Source organism: Sphingobium sp. JS3065 (assembly GCF_026427355.1).
Taxonomy (GTDB): Bacteria; Pseudomonadota; Alphaproteobacteria; order Sphingomonadales; family Sphingomonadaceae; genus Sphingobium.
The window spans coordinates 1,769,563-1,788,501 of record NZ_CP102664.1; the positions used below are offsets into that span (position 1 = coordinate 1,769,563).

17 protein-coding genes are annotated in these 18,939 nt (G+C 63.8%); 13 read left to right on the forward strand and 4 right to left on the reverse strand.

Annotated elements, in window-relative coordinates; translation table 11 throughout:
- The first annotated feature begins 44 nt into the window (after positions 1-44).
- The 8 genes from NUH86_RS08410 to NUH86_RS08445 all read left to right on the forward strand — a co-directional run bounded on the left by NUH86_RS08410 (position 45) and on the right by NUH86_RS08445 (position 11,418).
- Positions 45-1,391, forward strand: coding sequence for a lipopolysaccharide biosynthesis protein (locus NUH86_RS08410; protein ID WP_267252000.1), 1,347 nt, complete (start codon positions 45-47; stop codon positions 1,389-1,391).
- 144 nt (positions 1,392-1,535) lie between these two features.
- A complete protein-coding gene (locus NUH86_RS08415; protein WP_267252001.1) occupies positions 1,536-2,276 on the forward strand; it encodes a phosphatase PAP2 family protein in 741 nt (246 codons plus the stop codon).
- Between the two features lie 253 nt (positions 2,277-2,529).
- Positions 2,530-3,522 (forward strand): efflux RND transporter periplasmic adaptor subunit, encoded by a 993-nt coding sequence (locus NUH86_RS08420; protein WP_267252002.1) that lies wholly within the window; start codon positions 2,530-2,532, stop codon positions 3,520-3,522.
- Positions 3,522-6,623 carry an efflux RND transporter permease subunit gene (locus NUH86_RS08425; protein WP_267252003.1) on the forward strand — a complete coding sequence of 1,034 codons (3,102 nt, stop codon included), beginning with the start codon at positions 3,522-3,524 and terminating at the stop codon, positions 6,621-6,623. The genes NUH86_RS08420 and NUH86_RS08425 overlap by 1 nt, the downstream gene beginning before the upstream one ends.
- Before the next feature lie 276 nt (positions 6,624-6,899).
- Positions 6,900-7,931 (forward strand): IS110 family transposase, encoded by a 1,032-nt coding sequence (locus NUH86_RS08430; RefSeq protein WP_139139481.1) that lies wholly within the window; start codon positions 6,900-6,902, stop codon positions 7,929-7,931.
- Positions 7,932-8,184: 253 nt separating this feature from the next.
- Positions 8,185-9,390, forward strand: coding sequence for a TolC family protein (locus NUH86_RS08435; RefSeq protein ID WP_267252071.1), 1,206 nt, complete (start codon positions 8,185-8,187; stop codon positions 9,388-9,390).
- A 4-nt stretch (positions 9,391-9,394) separates the two neighbouring features.
- The gene (locus NUH86_RS08440; protein WP_267249089.1) at positions 9,395-10,069 is read left to right on the forward strand and encodes a response regulator transcription factor; all 675 of its coding nucleotides are present in this window, start codon (positions 9,395-9,397) and stop codon (positions 10,067-10,069) included.
- The gene (locus NUH86_RS08445) at positions 10,069-11,418 is read left to right on the forward strand and encodes a sensor histidine kinase (RefSeq protein WP_267249090.1); all 1,350 of its coding nucleotides are present in this window, start codon (positions 10,069-10,071) and stop codon (positions 11,416-11,418) included. The genes NUH86_RS08440 and NUH86_RS08445 overlap by 1 nt, the downstream gene beginning before the upstream one ends.
- A gap of 651 nt (positions 11,419-12,069) precedes the next feature.
- Here the strand turns inward: NUH86_RS08445 and NUH86_RS08450 are convergent.
- The 3 genes from NUH86_RS08450 to NUH86_RS08460 are packed head-to-tail and all read right to left on the reverse strand — an operon-like array spanning position 12,070 to position 14,649.
- Positions 12,070-13,356, reverse strand: a complete 1,287-nt coding sequence (locus NUH86_RS08450) for an SPOR domain-containing protein (RefSeq protein ID WP_267249091.1) — start codon at positions 13,354-13,356, stop codon at positions 12,070-12,072.
- 13 nt (positions 13,357-13,369) lie between these two features.
- Positions 13,370-13,912 carry a hypothetical protein gene (locus tag NUH86_RS08455; protein ID WP_267249092.1) on the reverse strand — a complete coding sequence of 181 codons (543 nt, stop codon included), beginning with the start codon at positions 13,910-13,912 and terminating at the stop codon, positions 13,370-13,372.
- Between the two features lie 17 nt (positions 13,913-13,929).
- A complete protein-coding gene (locus tag NUH86_RS08460) occupies positions 13,930-14,649 on the reverse strand; it encodes a ParA family protein (RefSeq protein ID WP_267249093.1) in 720 nt (239 codons plus the stop codon).
- A gap of 167 nt (positions 14,650-14,816) precedes the next feature.
- Between NUH86_RS08460 and NUH86_RS08465 the strand changes: the two genes are divergently transcribed.
- The 3 genes from NUH86_RS08465 to purU all read left to right on the forward strand — a co-directional run bounded on the left by NUH86_RS08465 (position 14,817) and on the right by purU (position 17,862).
- On the forward strand, positions 14,817-15,839 hold the full coding sequence (locus tag NUH86_RS08465) for an SPOR domain-containing protein (protein ID WP_267249094.1): 1,023 nt from the start codon (positions 14,817-14,819) through the stop codon (positions 15,837-15,839).
- Positions 15,840-15,905: 66 nt separating this feature from the next.
- A complete protein-coding gene (locus tag NUH86_RS08470; RefSeq protein ID WP_267249095.1) occupies positions 15,906-16,934 on the forward strand; it encodes a 2-oxoadipate dioxygenase/decarboxylase family protein in 1,029 nt (342 codons plus the stop codon).
- Between the two features lie 61 nt (positions 16,935-16,995).
- A complete protein-coding gene (gene purU / locus NUH86_RS08475) occupies positions 16,996-17,862 on the forward strand; it encodes a formyltetrahydrofolate deformylase (RefSeq protein WP_267249096.1) in 867 nt (288 codons plus the stop codon).
- 53 nt (positions 17,863-17,915) lie between these two features.
- Here the strand turns inward: purU and NUH86_RS08480 are convergent, their stop codons facing one another.
- Positions 17,916-18,221, reverse strand: coding sequence for a plasmid stabilization protein (locus NUH86_RS08480; protein ID WP_267249097.1), 306 nt, complete (start codon positions 18,219-18,221; stop codon positions 17,916-17,918).
- Between the two features lie 105 nt (positions 18,222-18,326).
- Between NUH86_RS08480 and NUH86_RS08485 the strand changes: the two genes are divergently transcribed.
- Positions 18,327-18,656 (forward strand): hypothetical protein, encoded by a 330-nt coding sequence (locus tag NUH86_RS08485; RefSeq protein WP_267249098.1) that lies wholly within the window; start codon positions 18,327-18,329, stop codon positions 18,654-18,656.
- Positions 18,653-18,901 carry a hypothetical protein gene (locus tag NUH86_RS08490; protein ID WP_267249099.1) on the forward strand — a complete coding sequence of 83 codons (249 nt, stop codon included), beginning with the start codon at positions 18,653-18,655 and terminating at the stop codon, positions 18,899-18,901. The genes NUH86_RS08485 and NUH86_RS08490 overlap by 4 nt, the downstream gene beginning before the upstream one ends.
- Positions 18,902-18,939 lie beyond the last annotated feature (38 nt).

Consider the following 18,939-nt stretch of genomic DNA (forward strand, 5'->3'; position numbering starts at 1 on the left):
AGCCGGTCAGGCTGCCTCTCAATACGGATTGGACCGACCCTCCCGTGACTTATGGCAGTAATCTCTTGCGCCGCTTACGACACCCAGAGTCTGACACGCATCGCGATGGCGCATGGCACGGCATTTTACGCAATACTGGTTGGTTGCTCGCCGGAAAGATTGTGGGGGCAGTTCTGAGCCTTATCTATCTTGGACTGGCAACGCGCTCGCTTGGCCCAACCGCCTTTGGCCAGTTTGTCGTGATTCTCGGGACGGGCCAGGCGATCGCCACTATTGTCAGCTTCGAATCCTGGCAGTTGCTCATTCGGTACGGAATGGGCTTCCTTCGTGCCGGGCAGTCCGATGCGCTGGGGCGCCTGGTAGCTTTTTGTACCATATTGGATTTCGCAGGTGCCATAATCGGCGCAGGCCTGGCTGTTGCCGGCGTAGCGCTTCTTGGACCCTGGTTCGGCTGGTCGAGCGGAACGCAAACCCAAGCGTTGATCTTCTGTTTCGTCCTACTCGTTTCTTTCCGTTCCGCCGCCACCGGCGTGTTGCGTCTTCACGACCGCTTTGGGGCGGCCGCTCTTGCCGAGACAGTGACGCCTGTGGTCCGTCTGATAGGCGCATTGCTGGTGATAAGCACGGGCGCCTCCGTCACGGGATTGTTGATCGCGTGGGCGGTGGCTGAATTGGTAACGGCCATAGCCCATTGGGCGCTTGCATTCCGCGTGCTGCAACCTCAGCGAGAATGGTGGAATTGGCGAGGTTTGGTAGCCGTACCCAAAGAGTGTCCCGGTCTCTGGCGATATGCTGCCATCACCAATGCGGGGTCAACGCTGGGGCTCGTCGGCAAGCAGTTCGCGGTATTGCTCGTCGGCGCCTCCGTCAGTCCTGCTGCAGCGGGTGGTTACAGGATCGCTCATCAGCTCGGCCAGGCTCTCGCGAATATCTCAGACATGCTCTCGCGTGCGACATTCTCAGAGATCATGCGCGCGCGCGCCGGTCACACAGCAGCCGAACTTGCGCGGCTGTTCCGAAGCGCTTCGCTGCTTGCGCTGATTACCGCAGCTATCATGATCGCAATGTTGCTGCTGCTCGGCCGCCCAACGCTCGCGTTATTGGCCGGTGCGCCCTATGCCCCGGTCTATCCGTTGGTGCTGATTCTGGGTACGGCAGCAGCGCTGGACGCGGGAAGTGTTAGCTTTGAGCCTGCCCTTCTCGCAACGGGTCGAGTGTGGCTGGCGCTCCGCCTTCGCCTTGTATCAACGGCATTTTTATTTGGTGCCCTCTTCCTGTTTCTCGACAAGATGGGAACGATTGGCGCAGCGTTCGCGACGGTTACAGCCTCCCTGCTCGCACTCATCATGCTTGGTACAGCCGCTTGGCGCGCTGTTCATCAACCGCGATGACGCTGCCGGTTGAGCGGGCAGTGCCGCTATTACCCCCGGACCGGTTCATCAAATGACGCGCACCGACGTTGGGGTTTTGTATAACCTCTCCAATTTTCCTCCAACCACTTCATGCTAAACTGATTGGCAAATTGAGCGAGAATCATGGTTCCCCAAATATTTGCGCATATCTTCACGCGCCACCGCATAGACAGCCGCATCTTGATGGTATTTCTCGTCACAGCTGTAGGAGCGCTTATATTCCTTCGTCTCGGATCGGAAGTCCGGGAGGGCGATAACTTCGCGCTGGACAGGCTAATCCTGCGCGCGCTGCGCGGAGCAAACAATTCTGCTGTCCCGATCGGTCCAGCTTGGTTGCAGGGAGCCATGATCGATATCACCGCTTTGGGAGGTGTGACGGTTCTGACTCTGCTGACCGCACTCACCGCTGGGTATTTGCTGGCCTCAGGGAAAACGAAAACGGCAATTTTTGTGACCATCGCCATCACAAGCGGGGCGATTTTGAGCAACATTCTGAAGTTTGGCTATGCTCGGCCCCGACCTGATCTGGTCGCACATCTGGTCGATGTGCACAGCCTGAGTTTTCCAAGCGGCCATGCGATGAACTCGGCGATAACGTATCTTACGCTTGGCGCACTCCTCTCACGCGCGGAAGGCAGCCGCAGCATGCGGATTTTCCTCATGGGCGTTGCCATCCTTCTCACCCTGACGATCGGTTTCTCGCGCGTATATCTGGGCGTGCACTGGCCAAGCGATGTTGTAGCAGGGTGGTGTGTCGGCGCCAGTTGGGCCGCACTTTGTTCGCTGGTTGCTCGGAGCCTGCAGCGGGGCCACAAAATCGACGAGCCCGGGTCAATCTCAGCCGTGCCTCCCAATCAGACATAAGCCTAACGCCAGACTGGATGGACTTCCCTGAAAAGAGAGGACGATTTCATGACGTCCAGATAATCCAATCTACCAATACCGCGTTGGGGTCCAAAAAATTTATAAATCCCGTTAAAGCAATGCGATAGCTGTTCAATGGCTCCCTGGCTGTCCCCCATGATGTTCGTGGGTGTCGAAGGTGGCGCGCCTCAACATTGGGGTTTTGTATAGCGCCGCCAAGCTCGCCCCAATCGCGTTATCTTAAGGAAGCGCGATGAACCGCGTCCTACACATCGCCCTGCTACTGCCCATCACCCTGCTTCAGGGTTGTAAGAGCGAACCTGCGGCGAAGCCAGCAGTGTCGGCCAAGGCTGAAGCCGTTGCCCATGAGGCCGACCTCCTGAAACTTAGGCTAACGCCCCAAGCCCAACAGCGACTTGGCATTCGCGTCGTGCGAATCGAGGACGGCAGCGCGGAGCGAATGCGCGAGACGAGCGGCGAAATCGTCGTGCCGCCATCAGGCGCGGGCGGCGTCCCTACGGGCTCGACCAGCAACATTGCCCAGATCGGCGCCAGCCAGGCAGCAGCCGATGGTGAGGTTGCTCGAACCCAGGCACTCGTTCGTCTCGCGCGCATCGCCCTCGCCAGAGCCGATGCGCTGGTCCGGGAAGAAGCGGGCAGCGTGCGCGCCCGCGATGAAGCAGCGGCGGGATTAGCGACGGCACGCGCCGTGGCAGATGCCGCTCAGGCGCAGCGACGATTGCTAGGGCCATCCGTCGGCGCGATGGGCAATCAGTCAACCCTGTGGGTCCGCGTACCTGTCTTCGGAACCGATGTTGGCGGCGTCGAGCGTGGACGCGCCGCGACTGTCCGGCCCTTGGGCGACGCTATCGCTTCGCCGCGCAGCGCGCGCGCCGTTCAGGCTCCACCCTCAGCAAATGCAACGGCGGGCACCGTTGATCTGTTCTTCGCGCTCGACAATCGTGACCGCACCTATCGTGTCGGACAGCGGGTGGCTGTCGCTCTACCGCTTGGCGGAACGGACGCCGGGCTATCCGTACCGACCGGGGCGATAGTCCGCGATATATATGGCGGTGAGTGGGTCTACCGGCGCACCGCGCCCAACAGTTATGTCCGCCAGCGTATCGAGGTTGCGAGCGTTACGGGTGACGTCGCCTTGCTGTCACGCGGCCTTCAGCGCGGCGCCGACATCGTCACGGACGGCGCGGCCGAATTGTTCGGCACCGAGTTCGGGACGCCGCACTGATGCTTGGCCATCTGGTTCGCGCTGCGCTGACCCAGCGGGTGCTGGTTATCGCCATGGCCGCGCTGCTCGTCGTCCTCGGTCTGCGGGCCACCGGCGACGTGCCTCTCGACGTGTTCCCGGAGTTCGCACCGCCGATGGTCGAGGTGCAGACCGAGGCGCCGGGCATGTCGACCGAGGAAGTCGAAAGCCTGGTCACGGTGCCGATCGAGGTGGCGGTAAGCGGCGTTCCCGATCTGGCGACGCTGCGCTCGAAATCGGTGCTGGGGCTTTCGTCGGTCCAGATTCTGTTCAAGCTTGGCACCGATGTGATCCGGGCACGGCAATTGGTGCAGGAACGGGTGACGCAGGCGCAGGCGCGGTTGCCCACCGCCGCGCGGCCGCCTGTCATGCTGCCACCGCTCTCATCGACCAGCCGCGCGATGAAGATCGGCATCACCTCGACAAAGCTCGACCAGATGCAGATTTCGGAACTGGCGCGCTGGACGATCCGGCCGCGGCTGATGGCGGTGCCGGGCGTCGCCAATGTGGCGATCTGGGGCCTGCGTGACAGGCAATTGCAAATCCTCGTCGATCCAGATCGGCTGCGCGCGGCAGGCGTGACGCTCGCCGAACTGCGGGCAGCGGCCGGTGATGCCGTGCTGGTCGGTGGGGGTGGCTTCGTCGATACGCCCAACCAGCGGCTCGCGGTGCAGCAGACGAGCGCGATCCAGAGTGCCGATGATCTCGCACAGGCGATCGTCAAGCAGAGCGGCGACGCGCCAGTGCGGATCGGCGACGTTGCCCGCGTGGTCGATGGGTTCGCGGCCCCGATCGGCAATGCGATCATCGACGACGTGCCCGGCCTGATGCTCATCGTCGAGAAGCAGCCGACCGGCAATACCCTGCAATTGACCCGCGACGTCGAGGCCGCACTTGGCGAGCTCGCACCGGGACTTCGCGACGTGAAGGTCGACACGACGATCTTCCGTCCGGCAACATTCATCGAACGCTCGATCGACAACCTCACCCGTGCGCTGCTGATCGGCTGCGTCCTGGTGGCCATCGTCCTGTTCGTGTTTACCCGCGACTGGCGGCAGGCCACGATCAGTCTGGTCGCGATCCCGCTGTCGCTGCTCGGTGCGGGGCTGGTGCTACTGTGGAGCGGCGCCACGATCAACACGATGGTGATCGCCGGCCTGGTGATCGCGCTTGGCGAAGTGGTCGATGATGCGATCATCGATGTCGAGAATATCGCCCGGCGGCTACGGCTCAATCGCGAGGCGGGCAATCCGCGCTCGGCGTTCGACGTGGTGCTGTCGGCCTCACTTGAGGTGCGCTCGGCGGTTGTCTTCGCGTCGCTGATCGTGATGCTGGTGTTCTTGCCGATCTTCTTCCTCGGCGGCGTGGCCGGCACTTTCTTCCAGCCGCTCGCCATCGCTTATGTGCTTGCGATTGCCGCCTCACTACTGGTCGCACTGGTCGTCACGCCCGCGATGTGCCTGTTCCTGTTGCCGAATGCGCCGCTGAAGGCCGAGCGCGATACGCGGCTCGTGGCGTTGCTCAAGCGGCGCTATGCGGGTGCGCTTCCCCGGCTGGTCGCGCGCCCGACGCTCGCCATGGGGATTGTCGCGGGTGGACTGCTGCTCGCCGGGCTAAGCTATGCCGGGTTCAAGGATCAGTTCCTGCCCGATTTCCGCGAAACCGACTTTCTGATGCACTTCGTCGAAAAGCCGGGGACGTCGATCGAGGCGATGGAGCGCATCACCATCCGCGCGTCGAAGGAGCTGCGCGCCATCCCCGGGGTGCGTAATTTCGGCGCGCATATCGGCCGCGCAGAGGCTGCCGACGAGGTGGTCGGGCCGAACTTTACCGAACTGTGGATCAGCCTCGATGAAAACGCGCCCTATGACGAGAGCGTCGCGCGCATCAAGGCGGCGATCGACGGCTATCCCGGACTCTACCGCGACGTGCTGACCTATCTGCGCGAGCGCATCAAGGAAGTGCTGACAGGCGCTGGTGCGACCGTCGTCGTCCGCATCTTCGGCCCCGATCAGGCCGAGCTGCGCGCAGCCGCGGAGCGTGTTCGCGCAAAGGTGGCAGGCATCCCTGGCGTTGCTGATCTGAAGGTCGAGCAGCAGGTGCTAGTGCCGCAGATACAGGTAATTCCGCGCCCGGCCGATCTTGCGACCTTCGGCCTGACCGCCGGCGAAGTCCGCCGACAGGCGCAAACGCTCGTCGCGGGGCAGAAGCTGGGCGAAATCTACCACGACCAGAAGGCATTCGATGTCGCGCTGTGGGGCGAACCCGCGGTGCGCGGCGACTTGCACGCGCTAGCCGACCTGATGATCCTGTCACCATCAGGCGCGCCGGTGCGATTGCGCGATGTTGCCGATGTGCGGATCATGCCAGCGCCAAACGAAGTGAAGCGCGAAAATGGCCAGCGCCGGATCGACGTGACGCTCAACGTCGCAGGCGCCGATCTGGGCGGTGTCGCCCGCGCGGTGGAATCGGCAGTGGCACAGGTGCCGTTCGCCACCGGCTACAGCCCGCGCGTCCTCGGTGAATATGCCGCGCTCCAGGAATCGCGCCAACGCCTTTGGAGCACGGGACTGCTGTGCCTGATCGGCATCCTGCTGCTGGTGTGGCTGGAGTTTCGTTCGGGACGGATCACCGCGCTTGTCGCCTTGAGCCTGCCTTTTGCGCTGGTAGGCGGGGTAGTTGGAGTGGCGTTGACCGGTGGCGTGCTGTCGCTCGGTTCGTTGGTCGGCTTCGTCACTGTGATCGGCATTTCAGCGCGAAACGGCATCATGCTGCTGTCGCATTATGACCACCTCCGCCGGGTGGAGGGAGAGGCGTTTGGCCCTGCATTGATCCTGCGCGGCGCCGAGGAACGGCTGGTGCCGATCCTGATGACCGCCCTGTGCGCGGGCCTTGCGCTCCTGCCGTTGGTGGTCGCGGGTGACAAGCCCGGACACGAGATCGAGCATCCAATGGCGATCGTCATCCTGGGCGGGTTGGTGTCGTCGACCCTGCTCAACCTGTTCCTGATGCCAGCGCTCTATGCGCGCTTCGGTGAGGAGAAGCGCAGGCCCGAGGCCGCAGGAGCGGGGCAACCGGCATGAAGCGCCTCACCCCCCTCGCCGCTTTTGTCCTCACAGCCTGCATGACCGCCCCCGCGCCGCCTCCGACGATAGCGCCGCCCGCCGCCATGGGGCCGTTCGCGGACCTGCCCATCGCGGCCATCGCACCCGTTCCGGAGAATTGGTGGCACCTCTACGACGATCCCGTACTCGACCGCCTGGTCCAGACGAGATGGGGTGGTTGCCGCCCTCCCCAGACGGCACTGAGATGTGCCAGGATAGTGGAATTAGGACCACTGAGCGGAAAGGACGGCAATCGTGTCAAAAGATACAATGATCGGCGTGGACTTGGCAAAGTCCGTGTTTCAGCTTCATGCAGCGTCAATGACAGGCGAACCCAAGTTTCGGAAAAAGCTTCCGCGTTCAGCCTTCGCCGCATTTATGGCAGCGCAACCGTCGGCGGTGATCGTGATGGAAGCATGTGGCAGTGCGCATTATTGGGCCCGGGAAATGATCCGGCTTGGCCACGAGGTCAAACTTATCGCACCACACTATGTTAAGCCGTTCGTGAAGCGACAGAAAAATGATGCCGCTGACGCTGAAGCGATCGTAATTGCGGCTCAACGACCAGAGATGCGGTTTGTTGATCCAAAGTCGGAAGAGCAGCAAAGCAGGGCGATTCTATTTCGCGGAAGAGAACGGCTGGTTCATCAACGCACGGAACTGGTCAATGCCGTAAGGGCGGCGCTCTATGAATATGGTCATGTTGTCCCCCAAGGCATAAATCAGCTCTGCAGGATTGCGGACATTCTTGATGAGCTTAACAGCGATTTGCCCGTTTTGATGCGGGAGGAATGCCGAGATCTATTGGCACAGATCGCTGAGAAAACTGAGCGTATCAATATACGGACAAAGAAGATCAAAGCGCTGGCGGCTGAAACTGACGCGGCCAAGCGGCTACAGACGATTCCGGGAGTTGGCCCTTTAACAGCCTTAGCGGTCGAGGCCTTCGCCCCATCAATGGAGAGCTTCCGATGCGGGCGGGACTTCGCGGCCTGGCTCGGTCTTGTCCCGCGACAATTCTCCTCGGGCGGAAAGGAGCGCCTTGGACGTATTTCGAAAGCGGGTCAGGCCGATATCCGCAGACTGCTTATCATAGGTGCAATGTCCCGTCTGAATTGGATGGGTCGAAGATCGATTCCAGAAAATTCCTGGCTCGCAGATATGCTTGCCAGGAAACCGAGAATGCTTGTGGCAATTGCCCTCGCCAACAAGATGGCCAGAACGATTTGGGCCCTGATAAAAAATGGTAATGAATACAGAATTCCGGCGCAGGCAGCAGTTGCATGATCGGCATGCCAACAAGCTTACCTAACGTCGGATGATGGGGGTGTGAGAAGGCGACGACCCGAATGGGCGAAATGAGCGAACAGATCTGGTTCGGGAAAACCAGTTACGAGGCGTGAGCATCCCAGCTCGAAAACGAGATTTGGACTCGAACCGCAGATCACCATACCGGCCAGCGGCTTCTGAAACGCCGCAACCAAAGGCCTGACAGAAGACCGCACTCGATCACTCGCTCTTCGGATCAGAAACTTCTTGCATCACGGGCGGCAACCACAGAAGCCTTGCTGCCAACGCCGACCTGCGCGTCGCCTATGCCAATCTCGACGGCGCGCGCGCTGCGCTGCGCCAGGCACGCGCGGCGCGGTTGCCACAGACGACGATAGAGAGCGCCGCCACGGTCGATGGCAGCGCCAGCCAGCCAAGCGCCTCGTCGAACGTGCCCACGACCGACTATGACCTTGCGCCGACTGCGAGCTGGGACGCCGATCTGTTCGGTCGCCTGCGCTCGGGTGCGCTTGCCGCTGCTGCTGACGCAGAGGCGCAGGCGGCCGCGCTCGACGGGCTTCGCGTCGCGGTCGTCGCAGACACCGTCCTTGCCTATGTCGAGCTGTGTGGCGCGACGCAGGCGCTGCGCGTTGCGGGCGAACAGGTGCGGGTGCAGGAACGCTCTGTCGCCGCTATACGCAGCCAGCTACGCGCCGGCGAGGTTTCGCCACCCGAAGTATCTCAGGCGGCAAACCTGCTCGAAACTACCCGCGCGACGATTGCGCCCTATGAGGCGCTGCAAGCGAACGCCCGCTATCGGATCGCCACGTTACAAGGCCGCCCACCGGCTGACGCGCGGACCGATCCGATCATCTGTAGCGCCCCGCCGAAGCTTGGCGCGACCGTCCCGGTGGGCGATGGACAGGCGCTGCTCCTGCGCCGACCCGACATCCGCGAAGCTGAGCGCCGCATCGCCGCTGCCGCCGCTCGCATCGGAGTTGCTCGCGCGGACTTGTATCCGCGCGTCAATCTTGGAGGCGCCGTCGGGTTGCTGACCGGCAATTTCGTCGCGACCGCATCGCCGTTGATCAGCTGGGCATTCCCCAACCAGGCACCCGCGCGCGCAAGGATCGCGCAGGCGCGCGCGACCGAGCGGGCAGCGTTGGCGAGCTGGGATGTCGCCGTCCTGCGCGGGCTGCGCGAGGTCGAGACCGCGCTGGCAGCCTATGACGCCGAGATGCGGCGAAACTTCACGCTGGGCGCAGCCTTGACGCAAGCCGACCTCACGGCCCGCCGCGCCGCAGCGCGCGTCCGGCTCGGCGATGTCGCTTTCTTGGTTCAGCTCGACGCGGAACGGACCCGCGCCCAAAGCGCACTGGCGCGAGCGCAGTCCGATCTTGTTGTTGCACAGGCCCAAGTCGCATTGTTCCGGGCGCTCGGTGGTGGGTGGCAGACCGACGCCGCGGCGCTACAGTGACGCCATGCGTATCCTAATTGTCGAGGACGACGCCGACACCAGTCGATTCGTCGCCCGCGGCCTGAGCGAACTCGGGCACCATGTCGTCACCAGCTTGGACGGTCGCGACGGACTGTTCCTGGCGACCGAGGGCGGCTTCGATGCGCTGGTGATCGACCGGATGCTCCCTGGGCTCGACGGGTTGTCGCTGGTCAGGGCGTTGCGCGCTGCGGGCAACACAGCGCCGGTGCTGATGCTGACCGCGATCGGGGGCATCGCCGACCGGGTCGAAGGGCTGGAAGGCGGCGCCGACGATTATCTAATCAAGCCTTTCGCCTTTTCCGAGCTTGCAGCGCGGCTCCAGGCACTTGGCCGCCGCCCGGTCGCGGCGGTCGAACCTGCGCGCCTGTCAGCAGGCGACATCATCCTCGACCTTCATCGCCGCACAGTCACGCGCTCAGGCCAGCGCGTGACGCTCCAACCGCGCGAATTCGCGCTGCTCGCCGAGCTGATGCGTCATCCCGGCCGGGTGATGACGCGCACGATGCTGCTCGAACGTGTTTGGGATTTCGATTTCGATCCCAAGACCAACATTGTCGAGACCCATCTCAGCCGACTGCGCTCGAAGCTCAATGCCGGATTTGATACCGATGCGATCGAGACGATACGCGGCGCGGGCTATATGATCCGAGAGGCGTGATGCCCGGCTCGCAGGCAAAGAGCTGGTGGCGGACAACCTTCGGCCTTGTTGCGCTTGTCGCGATCGGGTTCGGGGTCGCCACCCTGGTAGTTGGTGGTATTGCCTTCGAGGTCGTCCATGAAGAACTGGAAAAGCAGCTCGACCACCGTGTTGCCGCGGAGACCGCCGCGCTGATCGACGAGGGAGATGATGGTCCAAACGGCGTCGCCAAAGCAATCGCGCGGCGCGAAGCGGCGCGGAGTACCGCCAGTCTCGACTATCGCCTCGTCGATGCAAATGGCCGCGCCGTCGCCGGAAAGCTCGATGCAACGGTGCCGGCTGAACCGGGCTATGTCGAACTACTGCCCTACACTCGCGACGGGGAACGACGGATTGCTCAGTCGCTGACCACCCGGTTGTCGGGCGGCCACCGCCTGCTCGTCGCCGCCGACCGCGCGGTTATCGACGAAATGGACGCGACGATGATCCGCCTGTTTGCCGGGGCATTTGGCGCGATAATGCTGCTGGGTATCGGAGCTGCATGGATTGTCGGTGCGGTCACTCGATCACGCCTGGCGCGGATCGACCGCACGGCGCTGGCAATCATCGATGGTGATATGACGCAGCGAATGCCGATCACCGGCCAAGGCGACGAGTTCGATCGCGTCGCGGAAACCTTGAACCGGATGCTCGACCGCATCGGCCTGCTCATGGACAATCTGCGTCAGGTGTCGAGCGACGTCGCGCACGACCTGCGCACCCCTCTCACCCGGCTGCATAACCGGCTCGATGAGGCACTCAGCAGTGAAGATCGCGCGGTCCAGTTGTGCGCGATCGAGGCTGCAAGTGCGCAATCGCATGAACTTCTGGATATCTTTGCCGCCTTGCTCCGCATAGCCGAGGTCGAAGGATTGGGTTTAAGGGGGGAGTTCAGCGATGTCGCACTAAGCGACCTCGTCGAGGGAATCGTGGAGACCTATCGCCCCGACATGGAAGCCGGGGGCCATATTCTCATCGCGAACATTAGCCCTGACATCAATCTGAAGGGAGATCGGCGCCTACTCCAACAGTTGATGACCAACTTGCTGGACAACGCCCTCACCCATACACCACGAGGGACCACGGTAAACGTGACGCTGAATCGCCGAGGAGCGTCCACCCGATTGCTCGTCGTCGACGACGGACCTGGCGTCGAGGGCGACGTCACCAAACTCTTCGAGAGGTTCACGCGTGACGAGCGGAGCCGTACCACCAACGGTCACGGCCTTGGCCTCGCCTTAGTGTCAGCAATAGCGACCGCCCATCGGGGCAGTACCCAGATCACCTCACCACCCGGATTCGAAGTGTTGGTCGAACTATCGGCATTATGATCGTCCGAGCGGACACGCCTTTTTGACTGGCGCCATCAATGCGCCAAAATCAAAATAGTTTTAAGTTGGTGCGGTACAAACTTGGGAAGAAAAGGGTAAATTTGTGCCCTTTTGTCCGCATTGATACGCAAGCGGCACTTCAGTGCCCTACCTATTGCGGCGATCAAAATCCTAAGCCATCATCACTCCCAGATCGAACCGAGAGAGAGCCGAGCTACACGCTTTTTGCGGGCGATGAACCGCTGGACCTCGTGCCACGATTTTAATTAAACGCTGCCTTATTGATTCAAAGCGCAAGAGAATAGCCACACAAAAATGGAACTGGCATGTTCTCTTGCGCCATTTTGAACACTACAGGACGTATTGTCTGTCGTTAAATAATATATCAAGCCGCGTTCTTGAACGCGGCACGGTAACGCGTGACCAGTTTTCTAGCTTCCATCGTTGGAATCCTAAAAAAGTTCGCAATGTGGATTATAGGGGGAGCCAATTTTCGCCCTTTCCGGCCAGTGTGGAAACGGCCGGGATTTCCGGAAATTGACGATATTCGGCGCGCAGATGCGGCGGATGACGTCGGCAGCCGATGGGCCGATTTTGGATATTGGCGGACCTATCCTCCCCATCTCTCGATCGGGAGGATTTTGTCGGCGATCAGCGGGCGGCGTATTGGCGGCCGCGTGTCGCCAAGGCCCAGCGCTGGGATGTCGCGCCGGCCACATTTTCCCGCACGAAGCACTTGCCGCGACGGGCCTGGATCGAGCGGCAAAGCGCGACGGCTTCGGCCCGGTCGTCAAAGCCGCCGACAGCCAGGCGGGCGAAGGTCGCGCCGTTCAGCGTGATCTGGCTGGTGACGACGGGCAGGTTCGCCAGGGCGCTGTTGCGGCGGGCCATGGCGTACCATTTTTCCTTCGCGATGGCCGCGTTGTCATAGGCGCCAAGCTGGACCACCCAGTTGCTGCTGCCATTGCCGCTGGGGCTGAAGGCGGCTTTCTGGACGCGGGCGGAAATGGGGGCGGCCGCGCGGGGCGCGGCGACGCGAACCGGGGCGGCGAGCGCCTGGATCGTCGGCGCGGGCGCTTCCTGGGCGGCGGCGAACGGCGGCGCGGAATCGGCAGCGGCGATTGCGACCGGCGCGGCTTCGACGGCCTGCTCAGCCGGAGCGGCCTCCGCCATCTGGACCGGAGCGGTCGCGGGCGCCAGGGCCAGAGCGACCGGCTGGCCTGCATCGGCGCCGTTGATGGTTACGCCCATCAGGGCAGCCACGCGCTGCGACGAGAAGCCCGGCGCTGCGTTCTGCGCCCATTGGGTTATGCGATCATTGGCGGCGAGCGGATCGAGGTCGAAGCCCGCCATCATCCGCGCATCCTTCCACCGGCCCGCCAGCGCATAGGCATAGGCGAGATTCTGACGGGTCTGCGCGTTGGCCGACGGATCGTGGATCACTTCGGACAGGATGCGCACGCCTTCGGGCGCGTCGCCCGCCATCGCCATCGCTAGGCCATAGTCAGCGGCAGGCACGATGTCCGTGTGGTTGGCAAGCAGGTCGCGGGCGGCGCGGTCCTTGCCCAACGCCACGTCGACCAGCGCCAGGGTGACAATGGTGCGCGCATCGCGATTGCCGAGCGTCATCGCGTCCGTCAGCGCGGTTTCGGCCGATGCGAAGCGGCCCGCCGCCACATAGGCGCGGCCCAGCAACTGACGATAACGGGCGTCCTGCGGCGCGGCCTGCACGGCGGCTTCCGCCAGTTCCACCGCCTGCGCGCCGTTGCGGTCGGCCAGCGCTTTTTCGACGTTGGCGGCAAGGCGATCCGGATTCTGTTTGGGCGCGATGGCGCCGACATGGCCGGCATCGCGGAATGCCGCGCCGGTGCATCCCACCATGGTCGTGCCGATAAGCATCGATGCGACCGCTGCTTTGGCGAAGGCCTTGCGCTTCATGGCTTTCAAACCCTTAATTGTCGCCGCGGGCGCGCGGCAATTGCTGGGCCAGCCGGTCGACTTCCGGCAGGCTGCTGAGATAAGCGTCCAGCGCCTGCGTCACCATCTGCTGCGCCGAACGGCCGACAATGGCGCTGGCGAGCCGCAGCTTCAAATGACGGTCCGCGTCGAGCCGCAGGGTGAAGGCGGCCTTCCGGCCCTTCGTCGCGGCGGCGGTGCGGGTCTTGGCGGGCTTTTTGGGCTTTTCGGCCTTTGCCGGGGCGCCGGCTTCGGCAATGCGCTCGGCCAGTTCCTCGCGCTCCGTGACGACGGTGGGCACGGGGGCCAGTGCCGGGACGGCAGTCATCGGCGTCAGGCCGGCGACGGATCTGGCCTCGGTCGGCGCGGGTTCGGACTGGGTCACGTCAAAGCCCATGTCGTTCCAGCCCAGATCCTCCTGAAGCGCGGTGGCGCCGGAAGTCATGCCGAAGACGGGACGGCGCATGGCGGGCGATGCGCCCCCCTTGCGGGCCAGCAGGCCGGAGGTCAGCGAGGCGAGAGGTTTCGGTTCGACCATGATATTCCCTTCCCCTCTTACTGCGAGATCCGACGGCCGAAGCCGCCATTTGCCGGACGAACCGCGCCAGCCGTTCCGACCGCATTGTGCGGCACGGCAAAGACGGTGCGGCGGAAATTCTTTTCCAGCCGGTCCGAAATATAGGTCCACAACTGCGTGACCTCCCCTGCGGAGCGGCTGTTGGCGTCGACCTCCATCACCGTGCGGCCATCGATCATGGACGCCGCGAAATCGGTGCGGTGGTGCAGCGTGATCGGGGCGACCGTCCCATGTTGGGACAGGGCGACCGCGGCTTCGGAGGTGATCCGCGCCTTGGGCGTCGCGCCGTTCACCACGAAGATCAACGGCTTGCCCGCGCGTTCGCACAGGTCGACGGTGGCCCCCACGGCGCGCAGGTCGTGCGGGCTGGGACGGGTCGGCACGACGATCAGCTCGGCGACGGAAATGACGCTCTGGATCGCCATGGTGATGGCGGGGGGCGTGTCGATGACGGCCAGCTTGAAGCCCTGCTGACGGAGGATTTCCAGGTCCGCGGCCAGGCGGGCGACGGTGGTCTGGGCGAAGGCGGGATATTCGGCCTCCCGCTCGTTCCACCAGTCGGCCAGCGATCCTTGCGGGTCGATGTCGATCAGCACGACCGGGCCTGCGCCCGCCATCTGCGCCTGGACGGCCAGATGGCCCGACAGGGTCGTCTTGCCCGACCCCCCCTTTTGCGATGCCAATGCCAATATCCGCACGCAACTTCCCCCAAGAAATCCAATCGGTGGAAGGAGTGCCACAGGCCCGCCTAAGAATTGGTTAATCGGCGCGGAAGCGTGAAAGGCGGTTAAAAGGCGATGTCCTTAATGCTAAGTCGCTATTAACCTTGGTGCGGCATAGGATGGCACGAAGACTCATTGGGAGCATGAGCATGAAGCGTATCTGGGGCATGCTGGCCGCTGGAACGATGTTGAGCCTGACGCCATTCGGTTTGGCCGGGGCGGCGCGGGCCGATGTGAAGATGGGCGTCGATGCCTGGCAACAGGGCGACTATGCCAAGGCCGTCGCCACATGGCAGCCGCTGGCGCAGGCGGGCGACCCGGACGCGCAGTTCAACATGGGGCAGGCCTATAAGCTGGGCCGGGGCGTGAAGGCCGATCCGGCAGCCGCGATCGATTGGTATCGCAAGGCGGCGAAGCAGGGCCATTCCCGCGCCGAGGACAATCTGGGGCTGCTGATGTTCCAGCAGGGCGACCGGGCGGGCGCCTTTCCCTATCTGCAACATGCCGCCGAGCGGGGCGAGCCCCGCGCGCAATATATCGTCGGCACGGCCCTGTTCAACGGCGACCTGACGGCGAAAAATTGGGTGCGGGCCTATGCGCTGATGACGCGGGCGTCCGAATCCGGCCTGGCCCAGGCGACGGCGAGCCTTCGCCAGATGGACAAATATATCCCGCAGGACCAGCGCAACGACGGCATCGCCATGGCGCGGTCCATCGGCCGGCAGGAAAAGCCCGGTCTGGCGGTGGATGAGCCTCGCCAGACGGCGCCGGTGTCGCGTGACGCGCCCAAGCCTATCCGCTCGGCGCAATTGCCGCCGTCGACCCCGCCCAAGCCCAAACCGGTCGAAGCGGTCCCCGCCCCCAGGCCCGCGCCCGCGAAGGCAGCGGCTGCCAAACCCCCGGCGCCCAAGCCCGCCTTGCCCAAGGCGGCGAACGGCGGATGGCGCGTGCAGATCGGCGCGTTCAGCGCGGAGGCCCGCGCCCGGACGCTCTGGAGCCAGCTCAGCGCCAAGGTCAGCGGCCTGTCCGGCTATCAGCCCTATATCCTGACGAGCGGCGGGGTGACCCGGTTGCAGGCCGGGCCTCTGGCCAGCAGCGCGGACGCCAGCAAGCTGTGCGGCGCGATCAAGGCGGCGGGCGCGGACTGCATGCCCAAGAAGATGTGAATCTTGCAACGGCTTGGAATTTTATTTCAAGCATGCGATAATGGGGGCCTTGTCACGGAGCGTCCCATGTCGGTCGAAAATCAAAGGGTGATCAGCGCGCTGGTGGAAGGGATTTTGGGCGTCGAGGCGGCGCGTGGAGCGCTGGATGCCCTGGACGTCGATCCCGCGCTGATGGCTGAGCGCGGTCCCCATGTTTCCCGCGCCGCCTTCGCCATGGCGATGAACATCGCCCTGTTCCACGACCTGCTGGAGCGGGTGCCCAGCGGGGCGGCCTATGTCGCGGACAGGCTGGCGCGTGGAGGCAAGGTGGTGTTCGACCATGGCGCCCTGCGCACCGTGCGGATGCCGGAAGGACCGACCGGGGAATTGCCGCCGGGCGAAGAGGCCTTTACCCGCATATTGACGCCCCTGGGCTATCATATGGCGGCGGTCTATCCGCTCGACCGGCTGCGGATGACCGGCCGGGCCTATCGCCATGCCGATTTGCCTGAGGCGATCCCGCAATTCTTCCTGTCGGAACTGCATGTCGACCGCTTCGACCCGCAATTTGCCGAGGCGGCGGCGCGCGCGTTCGGCACCTCCCGCGATCCGTTGACGGCGGATGCCAAGGCGGTTCTGGGGAAATATGCGGACGGCGATGCCGTTTCGCTGGCGGAAGCGGCGGCGGCGCTGCCGGTGATCGTCGCGGCCTTCGACCGGCAGCATCAGCCCGTCAGCATCGGGGATTATGAACTGCTGCTCTCCCGGTCGCATGAAGCCGCCTGGATCGCGACGGAAGGCAATGCCTTCAACCATGCGACGGACAGGGTGGCGGACGTCGCGGCGCTGGCGGAGCGGCTGAAGGCGGATGACTGGCCGATGAAGGACAGGCTGGAAATCTCCCGCACGGGGCGGGTTCGGCAGACCGCCTTCCGCGCCGATACGGTGGAGCGGCTTTTCGCCGGGAATGAATTGCGGCGGGTGCCGGGGTCTTTCTATGAATTCATCAGCCGGGATATCGATCCGGAGACCGGTCGGCTGGACCTTGCCTTCGACACCGGCAATGCGACGGGCATTTTCGCGATGACCAGCGCACGGGACGAAGGAAGCGCGTAACGGGTTGATCGGCGCGCAAGCTTGAGGCAACGGGTTTCCCGGTTTGCGGGGGAGATGCGCGTTGATTGATCCGGTTGTCCCATCCTGGGTTCTGACCCTGGCCTGCGCCGATCGGGTGGGCATCGTCGCGGCGGTGAGCCAGTTCCTGGCCGAGCGCGGCGGCTTCATCACCGACAGCCAGCAATATGCCGACCGGGAGGCGGATCGCTTCTTCATGCGCGTCGCGTTCGAGGCCACCGATGAGCGCATGGGCGATACGGAGCGGCTGCGCGGAGACTTTGCCGATGTGGGGACGCGCTTCGCCATGGACTGGCGGCTGACGGCGGCGGATGAAAAGCCGCGCATGCTGATCGCCGTGTCCAAGGGGTCGCATTGCCTGGCCGACCTGCTGCACCGCTGGCAGACGGGGACGCTGGCGGTCGACATCATGGGCGTGGTGTCCAACCATCCCGACATGCGCCGGATCACCGAATGGCACGGCATCCCCTATCATGAACTGCCCCCCAATGGCGACAAGGCCGCGCAGGAAGCCGCCTTGCTGGGCATTTTCGAGCGGACGCGGTCCGAATATCTGATCCTGGCCCGCTATATGCAGGTGTTGTCGGAAGGGTTGGTCGAGGCGCTTGCGGGGCGCTGCGTCAATATCCACCACAGCTTCCTGCCGGGATTCAAGGGTGCGCGGCCCTATCACCGGGCGCATGAGCGGGGCGTGAAGCTGATCGGCGCGACGGCGCATTTCGTGACCGCCGATCTGGATGAAGGGCCGATCATCGAGCAGGCGGTGGAGCGCGTCGATCATCGCGCCACGGCGGAGGATATGATCCGGATCGGGCGGGATATCGAGACGCAGGTGCTGGCGCGGGCGGTGGGATGGCTGGCCGACCGCCGGGTGTTGCGCAATGGCGGCAAGACGGTGGTATTTCGCTAGGCAGCACAAACCTTCCTGTTCCTCCCCATCTATCGATGGGGAGGATTTGTCGGCTATCCCCCCGCCATTTTGCGCCGGGTTTCCCACCCCTTTTTCGCGGCGGCGGAGCGGTCGGCCGCCGTTCGACGGGACGAGGCCGCACCGCCCTTTTTCCCGCCCTTGCGGGATGAGGCGCGGGTATCGGCCTTCCCCCGGCCGGAACCGGATTTGTTGCCGCCGCCCGATTCCTTGTTCACCGTGGCCCAGGCGCGCCGTTCCGCCTCTTTTCCTGAGACGCCGCGATCCTCATAGCCCTTCTCTATATGTTCGGCCTTGCGCTTCTGCTTGTCGGTGTAGCTGCTCTTGTCGCCCTGGGGCATGGCTCTCTCCTTTCGATCCCCGCTTCGCTGCAACGAGCGACGGGCGTTGCCGTTCACTCCGTTGCGAGGCGGGAACAGAGGAGCGGCGACCGCGTTCATCCCGTCATGGAGCAGCACACCCTATTGGAACGGCTGGCCCGCCACCTGGCAGCCGGGAATCCCGATGACTGGCGGGATCGGGTGGAGCAGGCCGCCGGGCTGATCGCAATCATGAAAGACCCGGACGACGCCATGGCGGAGGCGGGTGATGGGCGCGTCTGGCGGGCGATGATCGACGCCGCGCTGCGCGAACGCTGGTCCATCGGGTCCGCCGCTTCCGGCGATCCGCCCGGTGGTACGGATGAGGAAGGCGAAATCCCGCTGCCGCCCGACAGCATCGGCGGAAATAAGGCCGAGTGGGTCCATCTGCATGAAACACAGGAGAAGCCGAAATGAAGGGGCTGTTGAAGCTGGCATTCCTCACCGGGCTGGGCGCCGCGGCGTGGAAGGGGTGGAAGGAATGGCAGAGCAAAGAGGGGGCCGAGGACCAAAGGCGTGCCGCCTTCACCCCCGTCCGGGTGCGCGATGCGGGGCCGGAAGAGCAGCATATCGATGCCCGCGATTGGGATCTGGTGGATGAGCAGAATGACGAGAGCTTCCCTGCCAGCGACCCGCCGGCCAATTATCGCGGGCTGCACTGACAAGCTGCGCGCCGACAGCCATTTATCGGTTTGAAGCC

Excerpts from the sequence above, each read along its gene's own strand:
- NUH86_RS08415 (WP_267252001.1), top strand. The coding sequence starts at position 1,536 with ATGGTTCCCCAAATATTTGCGCATATCTTCACGCGCCACCGCATAGAC.
- NUH86_RS08420 (WP_267252002.1), top strand. The coding sequence starts at position 2,530 with ATGAACCGCGTCCTACACATCGCCCTGCTACTGCCCATCACCCTGCTT.
- NUH86_RS08425 (WP_267252003.1), top strand. The coding sequence starts at position 3,522 with ATGCTTGGCCATCTGGTTCGCGCTGCGCTGACCCAGCGGGTGCTGGTT.
- NUH86_RS08440 (WP_267249089.1), top strand. The coding sequence starts at position 9,395 with ATGCGTATCCTAATTGTCGAGGACGACGCCGACACCAGTCGATTCGTC.
- NUH86_RS08445 (WP_267249090.1), top strand. The coding sequence starts at position 10,069 with ATGCCCGGCTCGCAGGCAAAGAGCTGGTGGCGGACAACCTTCGGCCTT.
- NUH86_RS08450 (WP_267249091.1), bottom strand. The coding sequence starts at position 13,356 with ATGAAGCGCAAGGCCTTCGCCAAAGCAGCGGTCGCATCGATGCTTATC.
- NUH86_RS08455 (WP_267249092.1), bottom strand. The coding sequence starts at position 13,912 with ATGGTCGAACCGAAACCTCTCGCCTCGCTGACCTCCGGCCTGCTGGCC.
- NUH86_RS08465 (WP_267249094.1), top strand. The coding sequence starts at position 14,817 with ATGAGCATGAAGCGTATCTGGGGCATGCTGGCCGCTGGAACGATGTTG.
- NUH86_RS08470 (WP_267249095.1), top strand. The coding sequence starts at position 15,906 with ATGTCGGTCGAAAATCAAAGGGTGATCAGCGCGCTGGTGGAAGGGATT.
- NUH86_RS08480 (WP_267249097.1), bottom strand. The coding sequence starts at position 18,221 with ATGCCCCAGGGCGACAAGAGCAGCTACACCGACAAGCAGAAGCGCAAG.
- NUH86_RS08485 (WP_267249098.1), top strand. The coding sequence starts at position 18,327 with ATGGAGCAGCACACCCTATTGGAACGGCTGGCCCGCCACCTGGCAGCC.
- NUH86_RS08490 (WP_267249099.1), top strand. The coding sequence starts at position 18,653 with ATGAAGGGGCTGTTGAAGCTGGCATTCCTCACCGGGCTGGGCGCCGCG.